The 14,900-nt window shown below is 72.6% G+C and carries 13 protein-coding genes; 5 read left to right on the top strand and 8 right to left on the bottom strand.

From position 1 onward, the window contains the following. Nucleotides 1–69 precede the first annotated feature (69 nt). Genes NDW01_RS32335 through NDW01_RS32325 form a run of 3 tightly spaced genes read left to right on the top strand, consistent with a single transcriptional unit; the run spans nt 70 to nt 5,143 of the window. A complete protein-coding gene (locus tag NDW01_RS32335) occupies nt 70–1,152 on the top strand; it encodes an ATP-binding protein (RefSeq protein WP_252828146.1) in 1,083 nt (360 codons plus the stop codon). Between the two features lie 2 nt (nt 1,153–1,154). Beyond that, nucleotides 1,155–3,968, top strand: a complete 2,814-nt coding sequence (locus NDW01_RS32330; protein WP_252828145.1) for a DUF5682 family protein — start codon at nt 1,155–1,157, stop codon at nt 3,966–3,968. Beyond that, nucleotides 3,965–5,143 (top strand): VWA domain-containing protein, encoded by a 1,179-nt coding sequence (locus tag NDW01_RS32325; protein ID WP_252828144.1) that lies wholly within the window; start codon nt 3,965–3,967, stop codon nt 5,141–5,143. The genes NDW01_RS32330 and NDW01_RS32325 overlap by 4 nt, the downstream gene beginning before the upstream one ends. A gap of 238 nt (nt 5,144–5,381) precedes the next feature. Here NDW01_RS32325 and NDW01_RS32320 read toward each other — a convergent pair whose 3' ends face one another. Beyond that, nucleotides 5,382–6,932, bottom strand: a complete 1,551-nt coding sequence (locus tag NDW01_RS32320) for an MDR family MFS transporter (RefSeq protein WP_252828143.1) — start codon at nt 6,930–6,932, stop codon at nt 5,382–5,384. A 53-nt stretch (nt 6,933–6,985) separates the two neighbouring features. Continuing rightward, on the bottom strand, nt 6,986–8,194 hold the full coding sequence (locus NDW01_RS32315; RefSeq protein ID WP_252786172.1) for an amidohydrolase family protein: 1,209 nt from the start codon (nt 8,192–8,194) through the stop codon (nt 6,986–6,988). Nucleotides 8,195–8,492: 298 nt separating this feature from the next. On the opposite strand from NDW01_RS32315, the gene NDW01_RS32310 reads away from it, so the two are divergent. Continuing rightward, nucleotides 8,493–9,191, top strand: coding sequence for a TetR/AcrR family transcriptional regulator (locus NDW01_RS32310; RefSeq protein ID WP_252786173.1), 699 nt, complete (start codon nt 8,493–8,495; stop codon nt 9,189–9,191). 113 nt (nt 9,192–9,304) lie between these two features. Here the strand turns inward: NDW01_RS32310 and NDW01_RS32305 are convergent, their stop codons facing one another. Both NDW01_RS32305 and NDW01_RS32300 read right to left on the bottom strand, forming a co-directional pair. Then, complete coding sequence (locus tag NDW01_RS32305) at nt 9,305–9,742, bottom strand: transposase (RefSeq protein ID WP_252828142.1); 438 nt, start codon at nt 9,740–9,742, stop codon at nt 9,305–9,307. 14 nt (nt 9,743–9,756) lie between these two features. Beyond that, nucleotides 9,757–10,035, bottom strand: coding sequence for a transposase (locus NDW01_RS32300; protein WP_252828141.1), 279 nt, complete (start codon nt 10,033–10,035; stop codon nt 9,757–9,759). A 257-nt stretch (nt 10,036–10,292) separates the two neighbouring features. On the opposite strand from NDW01_RS32300, the gene NDW01_RS32295 reads away from it, so the two are divergent. Next, nucleotides 10,293–10,940, top strand: a complete 648-nt coding sequence (locus tag NDW01_RS32295; protein WP_252828140.1) for a class I SAM-dependent methyltransferase — start codon at nt 10,293–10,295, stop codon at nt 10,938–10,940. A 9-nt stretch (nt 10,941–10,949) separates the two neighbouring features. On the opposite strand, the gene NDW01_RS32290 is transcribed toward NDW01_RS32295, so the two are convergent. The 4 genes from NDW01_RS32290 to NDW01_RS32275 form a co-directional block, all read right to left on the bottom strand. Then, nucleotides 10,950–11,678, bottom strand: coding sequence for a 2OG-Fe(II) oxygenase (locus NDW01_RS32290; protein WP_252828139.1), 729 nt, complete (start codon nt 11,676–11,678; stop codon nt 10,950–10,952). Nucleotides 11,679–11,745: 67 nt separating this feature from the next. Then, complete coding sequence (locus tag NDW01_RS32285) at nt 11,746–12,741, bottom strand: 3-oxoacyl-ACP synthase (RefSeq protein ID WP_252828138.1); 996 nt, start codon at nt 12,739–12,741, stop codon at nt 11,746–11,748. Beyond that, nucleotides 12,738–14,261 carry an acyl-CoA synthetase gene (locus tag NDW01_RS32280; protein WP_252828137.1) on the bottom strand — a complete coding sequence of 508 codons (1,524 nt, stop codon included), beginning with the start codon at nt 14,259–14,261 and terminating at the stop codon, nt 12,738–12,740. The genes NDW01_RS32285 and NDW01_RS32280 overlap by 4 nt, the downstream gene beginning before the upstream one ends. After that, entirely contained in the window at nt 14,258–14,896 is a 639-nt protein-coding gene (locus NDW01_RS32275; protein ID WP_252828136.1) for a TetR/AcrR family transcriptional regulator, read from the bottom strand. The genes NDW01_RS32280 and NDW01_RS32275 overlap by 4 nt, the downstream gene beginning before the upstream one ends. Between the last annotated feature and the right edge of the window lie 4 nt (nt 14,897–14,900).

Below are 14,900 nucleotides of genomic sequence, written 5' to 3'. Positions count from 1 at the left end.
GGCGAGCGCGGCCCCAGGCGAACGGCGAGTGAGACCGACCGAATGACCCCCGACGAAGGAGCCCCTCCGATGACCGAGGCCGTGCTGCGCCCGCACGCCGAGCACCAGTTCGCCGACGAGCTCGCCCTCCTCGCCGAACGGGACGACCGGCCGCGCCCGCCAGGCTGGCGGCTGTCGCCGCGGGCCGTCACGGTCTACCTCCTGGGCGGGACGCTGCCCGACGGCACGGTCGTCACGCCGAAGTACGTCGGCCCGCGCCGCCTGATCGAGGTGGCCGTCGCCACGCTCGCCACGGACCGGGCGCTGCTGCTGCTCGGCGTGCCCGGCACCGCCAAGACCTGGGTGTCGGAGCACCTGGCGGCCGCGGTCAGCGGCGACTCGACGCTCCTCGTCCAGGGCACGGCGGGCACCGCGGAGGAGGCGATCCGGTACGGCTGGAACTACGCGCGGCTGCTCGCCGAGGGTCCGTCGGAGCAGGCCCTGGTGCCGAGCCCGGTGATGCGGGCGATGCGGTCGGGGGCCGTCGCCCGGATCGAGGAGCTCACCCGGATGCCGTCCGACGTTCAGGACTCCCTCATCACGATCCTCTCGGAGAAGGCCCTGCCCGTTCCGGAGCTGGGCACCGAGGTGCAGGCGCGTAAGGGCTTCACGGTCATCGCGACCGCCAACGACCGGGACCGCGGCGTGAACGACCTGTCCAGCGCGCTGCGCCGCCGGTTCAACACCGTCGTGCTGCCGCTGCCCGCGACGACCGAGGAAGAGGTCGACATCGTCGCCCGCCGGGTCGCCCAGATCGGCACGTCGCTGGAGCTGCCGGAGACCGTCGCCGGGCTGGAGGAGATCCGGCGGGTCGTGACCGTCTTCCGTGAGCTGCGCTCCGGCCGCACCGCCGACGGGCGTACGCGCCTGAAGTCGCCCAGCGGCACGCTGAGCACCGCGGAGGCGATCTCGGTGATCACGAGCGGCCGCGTCCTCGCGACCCACTTCGGCGACAGGGTGCTGCGCCCGGCCGACGTGGCCGGCGGCATCGTCGGCACGGTCGTGCAGGACCCGGTGTCGGACCGCGTGGTCTGGCAGGAGTACCTCGAGACCGTCGTGCGCGAACGCCCCGAGTGGAGCGACTTCTACCGCGCCTGCCGCGAGGTCTCCTGACCGTGGCCGCCCCCGCCCACGAGCGCGTCCGGATCTTCGGGATCCGGCATCACGGCCCGGGTTCGGCGCGGGCGCTCGGCCGCGCCCTGGAGGAGATGCGGCCCGACGTCGTCCTGATCGAAGGACCACCCGAGGCCGACGCCATCGTCGATCTCGCCGCCGACCCCGGCATGGTGCCCCCGGTCGCGCTGCTCGCTCACGCCGTGGACGGCGGGGATGGGCGGCGGGCGGCGTTCTGGCCGTTCGCGGAGTTCAGCCCCGAATGGCAGGCGATCCGCCACGCTCTCCGGGCGAAGGTGCCCGTGCGCTTCTGCGACCTGCCCGCCGCGCACCTGCTCGCGGACCGGCCGCCGGAGGACGTCCCCGCCGATACCGGTGACGCTCCCGGACCGGACGACGGATCCGGCGTCGCCCTGAAGCCGGGCGATGGGTCCGGCGACGCCACAGCGCCGGGTGACGGACCCGGCGTCACCACGGCTCCAGGTGACGGACCCGGTGGCGACACGGCTCCGGACGACGGACCCGGCGGGGCCACGGTGCCGGGGGACGGATCCGGTCGCGGCACCGTGCCGGGCGAGGACTCCGGCGTGGCGGTGGCCGTACGGCTCGATCCGCTGGCCCGGCTGGCCGAGGCGGCCGGTCACGACGACGCCGAACGCTGGTGGGAGGACGTCGTCGAGCACCGCGGCGGCGGCCCCGCGCCCTTCGAGGCCGTCGCCGAGGCGATGGCCGCGCTCCGGGAGCACGCGCCGGCCCTGCCAGAGGACGACCTGCGATGGGAGGAGCGGCGCGAGGCGTACATGCGCCGGACGGTACACCGCGCCCTCAAGGACGGGTACGAGCGGATCGCGGTCGTCTGCGGCGCCTGGCACGTGCCCGCGATCGCCGCCGCGCTCGGCCCCGCCCGCTCGGCCGGCACGCCCACCGCCGCGGGTGACGACCGCGCGCTGCGCGGGCTGCCGGCGACGAGAGTGGCGATGACCTGGGTGCCGTGGTCGTACGGCCGGCTGGCGAGCCGCTCCGGGTACGGCGCCGGCGTCACGTCCCCCGGGTGGTATCACCACCTGTTCACCGCGCCCGACCGCCCGATCGAGCGCTGGTTCACCGCGGTGGCGGCGGTGCTCCGGGCGGAGGACCTGCCCGTGTCGTCCGCCCACGTCATCGAGGCGGTGCGCCTCGCGAACGCGCTCGCCGCCCTGCGCGACCGGCCGCTCGCCGGGCTGGCGGAGGTCACCGAGGCGGCGCTCGCCGTGCTCTGCGAGGGCGCCGAACTCCCCTTGGACCTGATCCAGCGCCGCATGGTCGTCGGCGAGCGCCTCGGCGCCGTACCCGATGGTGCGCCGATGGTGCCGCTGCAGCGGGACCTGCGGGACGAACAGCGGCGGTTGCGGTTCCAGCCGTCGGCGTCCGCCAAGGAACTCGACCTGGACCTGCGAAGGCCCGTCGATCTCGACCGCAGCCGGCTGCTGCACCGGCTCCGGCTGCTGGAGGTCCCCTGGGGGGAGCCCGGCGAGTCCCGGCGCGGCAAGGGGACCTTCCGGGAGACCTGGACGCTGGCGTGGCGGCCCGAGTTCGACGTCCGGCTCGTCGATGCCGGGGCGTGGGGCCTGACGGTGCGAAGCGCGGCGTCCGCGCGGGCACGGGCGCTGGCCGCCGAGGCCGGCGGTCTCGCCGAGCTCACCGCGCTGGCCGAGCGGTGCCTGCCCGCCGACCTCGGCGACGCGCTGCCGGCCGTCATGGCCGCGCTCGCGGACCGGGCGGCGGCCGACACCGACGTCGCCCACCTGATGGCGGCACTGCCCTCGCTGGTCCGCACACTGCGCTACGGCGACGTCCGGGGAACGTCGGCCGAACCGCTCCGCACCGTGGTCGACGGCCTGGTCGTTCGCATCTGCGTCGGGCTGCCCGCGGAGGTGACCGGCCTCGACGACGACGCGGCCCGCGCGCTGCTCGGCCACGTGGACGACGTCCACGACGCGCTGTCGCTCCTCGGCGACGGCGAGCACAGCGCACGCTGGTACGGGATGCTCGCCACCCTGATCGACCGCCCGGGCCTGCACGGCCTCATCGAGGGACGACTCACCCGGCTGCTGCTGGACGGCGGGCTGGTCGACGAGAGGCCGGCCGACGGCCGGCTGCCGGGTGGCGGGCCGGTCGACGACACGGACGGCTCCGCACACGGGAGCGACGGCGCGGACCGGACCGTGGGCGGGATCGGCGACCGGATGGCGCGCGCCGTGTCGGTCGGCGCGTCACCGGCTCGCGCGGCCGCCTGGATCGAGGGGTTCCTGTCCGGTGGCGGGCTGATCCTCGTTCACGACGACCGGCTGCTCGGTCTGGTGGACGCCTGGATCGCCGGTCTGCCGCCGGAGTCCTTCACCGCCGTGCTACCGCTGCTGCGCCGGACGTTCGCAACCTTCGAGGGGCCGGAGCGCCGGTCCATCGGGGAGCGGGTGGCCCGGATCGGGACCGCCTCGGCTCCCGGCCTCCCCGAAGACGAGGCGCTCGATCTCGAACGCGCCGCCCCGGCCGTACGCACGGTCATCGGCATCCTCGGCGGCGCACAGGCCGATTCCGGCAACCCCCAGGCGGATCCCCACAGCCCGTCGACAGATCCCGGCAACCCACGGGCGGATCCCGCTGATCCACCGGCGGATCCCGCCAACCCACCGGGGGATCCCGTCGATCCCCGGACGGATCACGGCAGCCTGCAGGCTGACCTCGAGCGATCGCAGGCTAAACCCGGTCCGGGAGATCGGCCGGGGGCGGCCGGACGGGTGGAGTCGCGGCCGGACGACGGAAGGGGGCGGCCGTGACCGCCGACGCGGAGGCGAACGAGGAGCGGCTGCGACGCTGGCGGCTGGTGCTCGGCGGTGAGGCGGCCGAGGCCACCGGCGCGGCGCTGACCGGTGAGGAAGCGAGGATGGACGCCTCGCTGGACGCGGTGTACGGCACGGGCGGGCGGGGTGCCGGGCGGCGGGGCCGCGGTGCCGGGCTCGGCGCGTCCGCGCCGCAGGTCGCCCGCTGGCTGGGCGACATCCGGGCGTTCTTCCCGTCGACCGTCGTGCAGATCATGCAGCGGGACGCCGTCGAACGCCTCGACCTGACCCGCCTGCTCCTCGAGCCCGAGATGCTGGACGCGGTGGAGCCCGACGTCCACCTGGCCGGCACTCTGCTGTCGCTGAACCGGGTACTGCCCGAGCGGGCCAGGGAGTCCGCGCGGGCCGTCGTCCGCGCGGTGGTCCGTCGGCTGGAGGACCGCCTCGCGCGGCGCCTGAGGTCGGCGGTCGACGGCGCCCTCGACCGGTCCGCGCGGCGGCGCCGTCCCCGGCGCGCCTCCGAGGTCGACTGGCACCGCACCGTCCGCGCCAACCTCCGCCACTACGTCCCGGCGCGCCGGACCGTCGTCCCCGACCACCTGATCGGGTACGCACGGCGGCGCCGGACCGTCGAACGCGACATCGTCCTGTGCGTCGACCAGAGCGGCTCGATGGCGGCGTCAGTCGTCCACGCGGGTGTGCTCGGCGCGGTGCTGGCCTCGATGCCGACGCTGCGCACGTCACTGGTCGCGTTCGACACGGCGGTGGTGGACCTCACCGACCGGCTGCGGGATCCGGTCGAACTGCTGTTCGGCACGCAGCTCGGCGGGGGCACCGACATCAACCGGGCCCTGGCCTACTGCGAGCGCCTGATCACCCGCCCGCGCGAGACCGTCCTCGTCCTGATCAGCGACCTGTACGAGGGCGGGTCGCGCGCCGAGATGCTGAAGCGGGTGGCGGCCCTGACCGCCGCGGGCACGCGGATGGTGGCGCTGACGGCGCTCTCGGACGACGGCGCCCCCGCGTTCGACCACGCGAACGCCGTCGCGCTGGCCTCCCTGGGCGTTCCCGCCTTCGCCTGCACGCCGGACGCGTTCCCCGACCTGATGGCCGCCGCGATCGAGGGCCGCGACCTGACGGAATGGTCCGGACGGTCCGCTTCCGGCCGTTGACGCGCTCCCCGGCCGACGGCGCCGGGAACGCGCGATTTGAGTATTCCCCTACTCACGCCGCCGGCGGGATCGTCGAGAACGATTCGTAGGAAGACGGGGCCCGAAACAACGACGAAAGGGGATGTCGGGTGATCGTACGATCTCGACCGATCCGCTGGGTGACCCTGGTCCAGGGCCTGGATGGAGGGCCGGGAGTAGCGGCTGAGGGAGGTCGGGGAGCGGTGGCCCTGTCCGGAAGCTATTTGCTGGCTGGTTGTGGGGTGGCGGGTTTGGCGGGAGCGGGACCGCTGCCGGGCTTGGCACGTAGCGGTACTTCTTCGATGGCGGTGGCGGCGATGAGGCCGACGGCGGCGATGGCTGCGCCGACGAGGAAGATCTGGTGGGTGGCGTGGGCGACGGCGTGGAGGTAGGCGTCCTTTGCTGCGGCGGTCATGTGCGCGAGGTGGTTGGTGCTTCCTTCGCCTGGTGCGGCGTGGTCTTGGACGGAGCCGGTGAACAGGGAGCCGAAGACCGCGACGCCGAGGGAGCCGCCGACGGTGCGGAACAGGGTCGCGGCGGCGGAGGCGGCTCCGATGTCGCGCAGTTCCACGCTGTTTTGGGCGATGGTGTTGGCCATCTGAAGGGTGAAGCCGGTGCCGATGCCGACCAGGACCATGAACAGGCTGGTGGTGAACCGGGCGGTGCCGGTGTCCATGGTCGACAGCAGGTACATGCCGACCACCAGTGACGCGGTGCCGAGCACGGGGAAGATCTTGTACTTGCCGGTCTTGGTCATCACCTTCCCGGCGATGTTGGAGGCAATGACGGTGCCGGCCATCATCGGGACCAGCAGCAGACCCGAGTTGGTGGCCGAGGCGCCCTGCACGGTCTGCTGGAAGAGTGGCAAGTAGAGCGTGGCGCCGAACATGGCCACGCCCGCGACGATCAGCAACAGGGAGGCGAGCGGGAAGTTGCGGATCTCGGTGAAGATCCGCAGCGGCATGAGCGGGTTAGCGGCCCGCTTCTGGGAGGCGATGAACAGAGCCAACCCGGAGGCGGCCCCGGCGGCGAGGGCGAGGATCTGCCAGGATTCCCAGGCGTAGGTGCTGCCCGCCCAGGTGAAGGCCAGCACAGTCGCGGCGATCGTGCTGGTCAACAGCGTGATGCCCAGCCAGTCGATGACGGCCTTCTCCTTGCGGACCGACGGGACGTGCAGCAGCAGCTGGCACCACACGATGCAGATGATCCCGATGGGGAGGTTGATGTAGAACGCCCACCGCCAGCCGAGGTGGCCGGTGATGAGACCGCCCACCAGCGGGCCGCCGATGCTGCCGAGCGCCATGACGATGGCGACCATGCCCTGGTACCGGCCGCGTTCGCGGGGCGGCAGCAGTGCGCCGATCAGCGCGAACGCTCCTGCGGCGAGCCCGCCTGCGCCGACGCCCTGGACCGCACGGAAGATGATCAACTCGGTCATGGTCGTCGACGCCCCGGACAGGGCCGAGGCGATCAGGAAGAGCACGATCGAGGAAAGGAACATCAGCTTGCGGTTGAAAAGGTCGCCGAGCTTGCCCCAGATCGGGGTCGAGCAGGCCATGGTGAGGGTGTAGGCGGTGACCACCCAGGAGATGTGGTCCAGCCCTCCGATCTCACTGACGATGGTGGGCATGGCGGTGCCGACGATCAGCCCGTCCAGCTGCGCCAGCAGCATGGCGAGCAGGATCCCCAGCAGCACCCAGCGGACGTTCTTGGGCACGGCGGGCTCGGCCGGCTGAGCGGCGCCCGTGGGGGCGGGTGTTGGTGCCGACATGATGGATCACTCCTAGGTGGGGCACTGGTCGAGGCCCCCGGTGCGTTGGCCGTTCAGTGCGCTGCCGTGGCGGTACCGCGGCGCCAGATCGTTCGGATGGACAGGGAGTCGCCGATGCGGGTCGTGGGATCGCCGTCGACCAGGAGCAGGTCGGCTCGTGCTCCGGAGGCGATACGGCCTCGGTCGGTGAGGCCGAACCTGCGGGCCGGTGTGCCGGTCGCCGCGCGAAGCGCCTCCTGAGGGCTGAGGCCCGCTCGGACCAATAGCTGGAGTTCGTGGTGCAGGCTCGCGCCGTGCACGACGCCGCCGTGGGAGGGCACCGGAACCGAGGAGTCGGTGCCGGCGATGATGTCGACGCCCGCGTCGCGCAGTGCCGCGACGGAACCGAGGACGTCCTCGAAGCGCCCGTCCGGGAAGGTGTTGAAGGTCCCGCGCAGCGTTTCGAGCCAGGGCTCGGGCAGTCGCCGTTCCACCCGGGGGTCCTCGGCGAGCACAACGCCGGTACCGCCCATGACCGAGGCGCTGACGGCCAGGCACGGGGTGACGAAGACGCCGGCGTCGGCGATGGCGGCGATGATCTGCGGTGTGTGCGCCTGGTCGATGAACAGGTGCGCGAAGCCGTCCACGCCGACGTCCAGGGCCTGCTGCGTGGCCGCCACGGTCAGGGCATGGGCGATGACCTGCTTGCCGAGCCGGTGTGCCTCGGCCACTCCTGCCTTCAGGGTCTCGGTGCTGATCATCGGTAGGCCGGGGTGCCCCATGACCGCACCGTCCTCGATCATGACCTTGATGTAGTCGGCGCCTTCGGCTACTCGCGCGTTGACGTAGGCCACGGCCTCCTGGGGGGTCGATACCGAGGGCATGGTCCAGCCGCCGCTGTCGGGGGCGTGATCGCCGAGGTCGCCCATCAGCTCGCTGGGGTGTCCTCCGGGCGCCATCAGAGCGAGCAGGGCGGACCGGACGTCGGCGATCTCGTCGTCGGCGCCGATCTGTGCTCGCTGCTCAGGCGTCCAGTACCCCTGCATCTCCAGCTCGGTGGTGACCCCGAACGCCAATGCGAGCCGCAGCCCTTCCAGCGAGGTGTGGACGTGACCGTCGATCAGGCCCGGCAGCAGCGTGCCGCCCTGGCCGTCGACGAGCTCGGCGTCCTGCGGCGGCTGCTGGCCGACAGAGACGATCTCGGTTCCGTCGATGCCCACAGTGCGGGCGTCCAAGACGTGCTCACCGTCGAAAACGCGGACGTTGGTGATGTAGGTCGACATGATTCCTCCAAAAGCGGTCGAAGAGTCGCTGTCCCCACAAGCTAACGAACATGTTCGCTAAGAACAAGTTCGTTCGCTATGGTTCCCACCCATTCGACGGGCGGGCTCGACGACCGGCGAAACGCCCGCCGACACCAGCGATGCCGGATGCGCCCGGGCGAATGTAACGAGCTACGCTCCTCACCGAACCTGGATTTACGCAGCGAGTGCGTAGATAATCACACTGAGCAATGACTCGGTAAGTCGGGCGCGGCTCTACGATTTGTACAGCGCCGAACATGTTCGGTACTGTGGTGTCATGCCTGCCCCTGACGCATCCCCCCGCAGCCGCCGCGACAGGCCCGCCAAGCCGGCCCTCACCGCGGACGGGATCGTCGCTGCGGCCGTCAAGCTGATGAACCAGGGGCACGACCAGGTGACGCTGCGGCTCCTGGCCCGGGAACTCGACACCGGGCCGGCCTCGCTGTACGTCTACTTCCGCAACGCCGACGAACTGCACGCCGCGATGCTGGACGAGATGCTCGGAGAAGTGGACCTCGCCCCTGTGACGGCCCCCGGGGACTGGCGCGAGCGCCTGATGAAGATCCTTGCCTCCTACATCCACATCCTCTACACGCGGCCGAACCTCGCCCGCTCCGCGCTGGTGTCACGGCCACGCGGCCGCAACTACTTCGACCTCATCGAGGCATTGATGAGTGTCCTGTACGAAGGCGGCATGGACACTGAACGCGCAGCCTGGGGAGTGGACCTGCTGCTCCAGCTCGCCACCGCGACCGCCGTCGAACACGGCACCCGCAACCAGGACCCCAACGCCGCGCAGGAATGGCAAGCCTTCCTCACCGCACTGCGCACCATCCGGCCCGACCGGCATCCGCACATTACGGCCGCCACCGCCGAACTGGTCTCAGGCACCCCCGAGGCCCGCAGCCGATGGCAATTCCTCGTCCTGCTCAACGGCATCCTCACAGCCCCCGCCCCGAGCACACGAACCCCCTAAGCTCCGCCTTCAACCTAAAGGGCCCGACCCGACACCCTGACCAGCCCCGGCACGACCACCACGGTCACCGGGCCCCAGCGCTCTTCCACCCAGGCCGGTTGAGGTGGGCGCTCTCAGGGGGCGAGCATGAAGGTGGTGCCGGCCTCGTTGACGGTGGTGGGCCGCAGCGGCCGCCATCCCTCCACAAGCTTGGCGAGCTCATCCTCGATGTCCACGCTGATGAAGCCGAAGGAGTTGATGTTCTCCCGGCGGCCGGGGGCGATGAACGACAACAGCTCGTCGCCGATGTCGCGGCCCTGGTCCCGCAAGGTCCCGATCGCCTTGCCGTAGTACTCGGTCGTCCAAGTGATCACCGCGTTGGTCAGCAGAGTCAGGCACCACGCCTGCTCGGTCTGGTCCTGCAGGTGTGGGCGAACGATGGTGCCCTGTTGGACGTAGTGCAGGTCGCGCCGCAGCACGTGCAGGCTCTCGCCCTTGTTGCGCTGCCGGGAGATCTTCCGCCGGTAGATCGGGTCGGGCAGGTAGCGGGCGGCGTGGATGGTGCGGCGCATCCGCCCCCACTCCTTCAGCGCGCCGCCAGGGTGTTCTGTCCCGAGGCCGCCGACCACTTCCCGACGATCAGCGAGGCGGTGGCCTCCCCGAAATTCAGCGACCCGTCGACCCGCAGCAGGTCCGGATACATCGCGCGGATCAGGTCCTCGTTCCACCGGTCGGCCAGCAGCTTCCCGGCGTGGGGGTAGCGGGCGGTGGTGGCCGCCGGGGTGTCGTCGCGCAGCAGCGTGATCTTGCCCAGGTCCCGGATCCTGGGGGTGAGGGCCTTGCCGACCACGTCGAACAGCCGCACATAAGCGCAGGTCAGCTATAGGGTCGTTGGATTTTGGCGATTGCTACGGGGACTCCACCTCAGGACGGCCGCGTGGCGAGCGGAATCGCCGACGCCTTGGGCGGGCCCGCACGGCATCGCCACGAACCCGCACCGCCTGCCGGCCAACCCGGGCAGCCTGCCGACGAACCCGCACCGCCTGCCAGCGAACCCGTACCGCGTCGCCGGTGGTGCCTGGATAGGGTGACCCACGTGATCCCCTGTTCGCGGAGCCGGCCGTGACGGACGGCGACGCCGCGACGGTCCGGGCACTGACCCGGGTCTGCGCCCCTCCCCTGGTCCCGGAGATCTCCCTGCACCTCGCCGATGAGCCGTTCGCGGCCTGGGAGGCGACGCAGCGCGGCGGAGCCGACTCGGACGTACCGCCGCCGTTCTGGGCGTTCGCGTGGGCGGGCGGCCAGGCCCTCGCTCGCCACGTCCTCGACCATCCGGAGTCGGTGGCCGGGCGGCGTGTCCTGGACCTGGCGAGCGGGTCCGGCCTCGTGGCGATCGGCGCGGCCCTGGCGGGCGCCCGGTCCGTCACGGCCTGCGACATCGACCCCCTCGCCGCGACCGCCATCGGCCTGAACGCCGCGCTCAACGGCGTACACGTCGACGTCCTCGCCGACGACGTCCTCGACCGCGACCTCGACGGAGTGGACGTGATCCTCGCCGGCGACGTCTGCTACGACGCTGACCTCGCCGGGGCCATGATGACGTTCCTGCGCGCGCAGCGACGACGCGGCGTGGAGGTCCTGCTGGGGGATCCGCTGCGGCCCTACCTGCCGGACGGCCTCACGGCCGTTGCCCGGTACGAGGTGGCGGGCACCGCCAACCTGGAGGAGCGTGCGGTCACCGCGGCGGCGGTGTTCGCGATCCCCCGTTGAGCTGCGGGCTCAGGCGGCGTCGTGGAAGACCAGGCCGAGGGCGCGGCGGTGGCCCGACCGTACGGTGCTGACGCCGTGTCGCACGGCGCCCGCCGACCAGCCCCGCTTGGTCCGGACCGGCCGGTCGCGGGTGGTGAAGACGAGGCCGTGGCCCTGCCGGAGCACGGTGGTGGTACCCCGTGACTGGGCGCGCGGCCGCTGCTCGACGAGCAGGAACTCGCCACCCGTGTAGTCGGTGCCGTGCTCGTCCAGACCGATGACGACCTGGAGCGGGAACAGCATGTCGCCGAACACGTCGCGGTGCAGCGCGTTCCAGTCGCCCTCCCGGTAGCGCAGCAGGATCTGGGCGGACCGGCCCTGTCCGGCGGCGTGGCACATCGCGAGCCACTCGTCCAGGTCGTCGGGCCACGGGGCGGGCCGGCCGAGCCGGGCCGCCCAGTCGCGGGCGATCGGCAGCAGGCGCGGGTAGAAGGCGCGGCGCAGCTCGGCGACCGGCTCGGGCAGGTCGTGCGTGAAGTAGCGGTACTCCCCCGAGCCGAACCGGTGACGGGCCATGTCGACCGTCGTGCGGAACAGCTCCGCCCGCTCGTACAGGCCGGCGATGGCGTGGCACTCCTCCGAGGTCAGCAGCCGGGGCGTCAGCGCGCAGCCGTACTCGTCCAACTCCTCGGCGATCGCCGCCCAGTCCGCGGCGTCCACCTGCCGCCTCACCTGCGACGCGGTGTTCTGTGAGCTCATGCCTCCACTCTGTCGCGGAAACGCCCCACCGGACTGGCGGGAATCCGACACGAGGTTCGGCAGGCCGCTACCCGGTCCAGCGGATCACGGCGGCGGCCCACGTGTAACCGGTGCCGGCGGCCAGGAGGAGGACGTGGTCGCCGGGTGTGAGACGGCCCGTCCGTGCCGCGCGGTCGAGGGCGAGGAGCGGGTCCACGCCGCTCATGTGCCCCGTGTCGTCCAGGTACTCGGCGCGGTCCGGCGGCAGGCCGAGCTCCTTGAGCAGGGCGTCGTGCAGGGAGCGCTTGACGTGCAGGGCGCACAGGAAGTCGGCGCGGTCCACGCCCGAGCGGGCCAGCGCGCCGGCCGCCGCCGCGACGAAGTTCGGCAGGCTGACCGGGTCGAGGCGCTCCTTCAGCGAGCGGGGGTCGGGCACGTCGAGGAAGTGCCGCCGCCCGCGTACCGTCCCGGCGTCGGCGGGGGCGACGCTGCCGCCCGCCGGGACCATGACGTCGCCGGAGAACGACCCGTCGGTGAGCATGTGACAGCCGAGGACCTCCGCGCCCTGATCCCGGGTGAACAGCGCGGCCACCGCGCCGTCGCCGAAGTCGTAGGCGAAGCGGGCGCGCGGGTTGCTGTAGTCGATCAGGTACGACTCGCGGGAGGCGCCGACCGCGAGCACGGTGGTGAGCTCCTCCTCGGCGCGAAGAAGGTTCCGGCAGAAGCGCACGGCGACCGGTGCCCCGCACGACACGTACGCCATCTCGAACACCGCCGCCCGCCGCAGGCCCAGCAGGTGGGCGACGCGCGGGGCGGCGTGCCAGACGGCATAGTCCTTCCACGTCGAGCCGAAGTAGACCAGGGCGTCGACGTCGCCGGCGGCGAGGCCGCGCTCGTCCATGAGGCGGCGGGCGGCCGTCGCCGCCATGTCGCTGACGTGCTCGTCCGGCGCGGCGACGTGCTTGCCGCGCAGGCCGAACCGCTCGACCAGCACGTCCTCGGGAATGCCGCTGCGCCGCGCGATCTCCGCGGCCGGCGTCCAGCGGGACGGCAGGTACGCCGCCGTGGCGGCCAGGCCGATCATCCGGCGAACCCCGAGCGGAGCTCGTTCTTGAGCGTCTTGCCGACGGCCGACCGCGGCAGCGCGGGCACCAGCCGTACGTGCCTGGGCACCTTGAACGCCGCGAGGTGCTCCCGGCAGTGCGCGAGCAGCGCGTCGACCGGGACGTCCCCGGCGACGAACGCGCAGCCGACCTCGCCCCAGCGCTCGTCGGGCACCCCGACGACCGCGACCTCGGCGACGCCGGGGAACGCGGCGAGCACCGACTCGACCTCAGCCGGGTAGACGTTCTCGCCGCCGGAGACGTACATGTCCTTCACCCGGTCGCAGATCCGGTAGAAGCCCTCCGCGTCGCGCTCGGCGACGTCGCCGGTGCGCAGCCAGCCGTCCGGGACGGCCTCACGGGTCGCGGCGGGGTTGCGCCAGTAGCCGGTGAAGACGTTCGGCCCGCGCACGACCAGCTCGCCGCGGCCCGGCCCGTCCAGGGGCCCATCCGGGCCGAGGAGCGCCACGTCGACGTGCGGGTACGGCTTGCCCGCCCAGCCGACCCGGCCCGCGACCTCCTCCGGCGGCAGGCACAGGACGTTCGGGGCGGCCTCGGTGAGCCCGTACCCCTGGGTGATCCGCACTCCCCGGTCCAGCCAGGTGCGCAGCAGCGGCTCCGGCATCGGCGCTCCGCCGACGACCACGCACCGCAGCGAGGACAGGTCGGCGGTCGCGAACTCCGGCTGTGCCGCCATGAACTGGTAGGTCGCCGGGACGCCCATCATCGTGGTCACCCGGCGCTCCGCGATGAGCCGCAGCGCGCGACCGGGGTCGAAGGACGGCTCGAGCACGACGGTGGCGCCCTTCCACCAGGCGAGCAGCGGCTGGACGTTCCAGCCGCCGACGTGGAACTGCGGGAGCACCTGCAGGACGACGTCGTCCTCCCGCAGCTCGCAGCCCCGGTCGAGCGACAGGTTCGTCCAGAAGCAGTTCGCGTGGCTGAGCAGCGCTCCTTTGGGCCGGCCGGTGGTGCCGGAGGTGTAGACGATCAGCAGCCCGGCGTCCGGGCCGGGACCCCCGTCGCCGGGAAGGCCGTTCGTCCCGGAACGGGCCGTCGCAAGGTCCGCCGTCGGGAGGTCCGCCGTCGGGAGGTCCGCCGTCGGGAGGTCCGCCGCGACGGCGTCGAGGCCCGCGCGGGTCAGGTCCAGGACGGGGCCGCCGAAAGGCGGGGCGGCGAGGCCGGGCGCGGTGAACAGCATCGCCGGTTCGGCGTCGGCGATCTGGTAGGCGAGCTCCGGCACGGTCAGCCGGACGTTCATCGGGACGAGGATCAGGCCGGCCTTGGCGCAGGCGAAGAACAGCTCGGCGTGCTCCGGCCGGTTGTCCGTCAGCGTCGCGACCCGGTCCCCCGGCCGCAGGCCGCGTGCGACCAGCCCGGACGCCAGTCGCTCCGACCGGTCGTCCAGCTCGGCGTAGGTGATCTCCTCGGTCCCGAACACGATCGCGGTCCGGCGCGGCGTCGTGCGTGCCCGGTCGCGGATCCAGCGCCCGAGGCTCACGAGGCACCCAGCCCGCGCCGGACGAAGGCGTACATCTCCTCGAAGACGTGCTCCGGCACCTCGCCGGCCTCGGCGTCGTCCCGCCACAGGATCCAGCGCATGCCGATCATCTCGCCGACGCCCATCAGCGCCCAGGCGACGACCTCCGGGTCGGCGGGAGTGATCTCCCCGGCGTCCATCGCGCCGCGCAGCCCGGCGACGTATCCGTCCGCGATCGCCTGGTAGTGCCGGCGGAGCGCGTCCGGCGCGGCGAACTCCGCCTGCCGGATGATGCGGTACAGCGCCGGGTGCTCCGCGGTGAACCGGAAGAACCCCCGGAACCCGAGCCGTTCGGCCTCCGCGCGGGTGCGGCCCTGCCGGGCGCCCTCGGACATCGCGCGGCGCACCCGGCGGTTCAGGTCGGCGACGAGCTCGTCGAAGATCTGCCGCTTGCCCGGGAAGTAGATGTAGAAGGTGCCCTGCGCGACCTCGGCCGCCTCGGTGATCTTCACGATCGACGCGTCGTGGTAGCCGAGGGCGCCGAACACCTGCTCGGCGGCGTCCAGCAGGCTGCGCCTGGTGCGCTCCCCCTTCGCCGACAGCGGCCGCCCGCGCGTGCTGGTGGGCGGCGGCTCCTCCTCGATGCGCCAGGCCATCGGC

The sequence above is a fragment of the Actinoallomurus soli genome (assembly GCF_024055715.1).
Taxonomy (GTDB): domain Bacteria; phylum Actinomycetota; class Actinomycetes; order Streptosporangiales; family Streptosporangiaceae; genus Actinoallomurus; species Actinoallomurus soli.
Note: the sequence above shows the minus strand (reverse complement) of the source record. Positions and strands in the feature narration are given on the sequence as shown.

Excerpts from the sequence above, each read along its gene's own strand:
- NDW01_RS32310 (WP_252786173.1), top strand. The coding sequence starts at position 8,493 with ATGCCTGCCCCTGACGCATCCCCCCGCAGCCGCCGCGACAGGCCCGCC.
- NDW01_RS32305 (WP_252828142.1), bottom strand. The coding sequence starts at position 9,742 with ATGCGCCGCACCATCCACGCCGCCCGCTACCTGCCCGACCCGATCTAC.
- NDW01_RS32335 (WP_252828146.1), top strand. The coding sequence starts at position 70 with ATGACCGAGGCCGTGCTGCGCCCGCACGCCGAGCACCAGTTCGCCGAC.
- NDW01_RS32290 (WP_252828139.1), bottom strand. The coding sequence starts at position 11,678 with ATGAGCTCACAGAACACCGCGTCGCAGGTGAGGCGGCAGGTGGACGCC.
- NDW01_RS32285 (WP_252828138.1), bottom strand. The coding sequence starts at position 12,741 with ATGATCGGCCTGGCCGCCACGGCGGCGTACCTGCCGTCCCGCTGGACG.
- NDW01_RS32320 (WP_252828143.1), bottom strand. The coding sequence starts at position 6,932 with ATGTCGGCACCAACACCCGCCCCCACGGGCGCCGCTCAGCCGGCCGAG.
- NDW01_RS32315 (WP_252786172.1), bottom strand. The coding sequence starts at position 8,194 with ATGTCGACCTACATCACCAACGTCCGCGTTTTCGACGGTGAGCACGTC.
- NDW01_RS32275 (WP_252828136.1), bottom strand. The coding sequence starts at position 14,896 with ATGGCCTGGCGCATCGAGGAGGAGCCGCCGCCCACCAGCACGCGCGGG.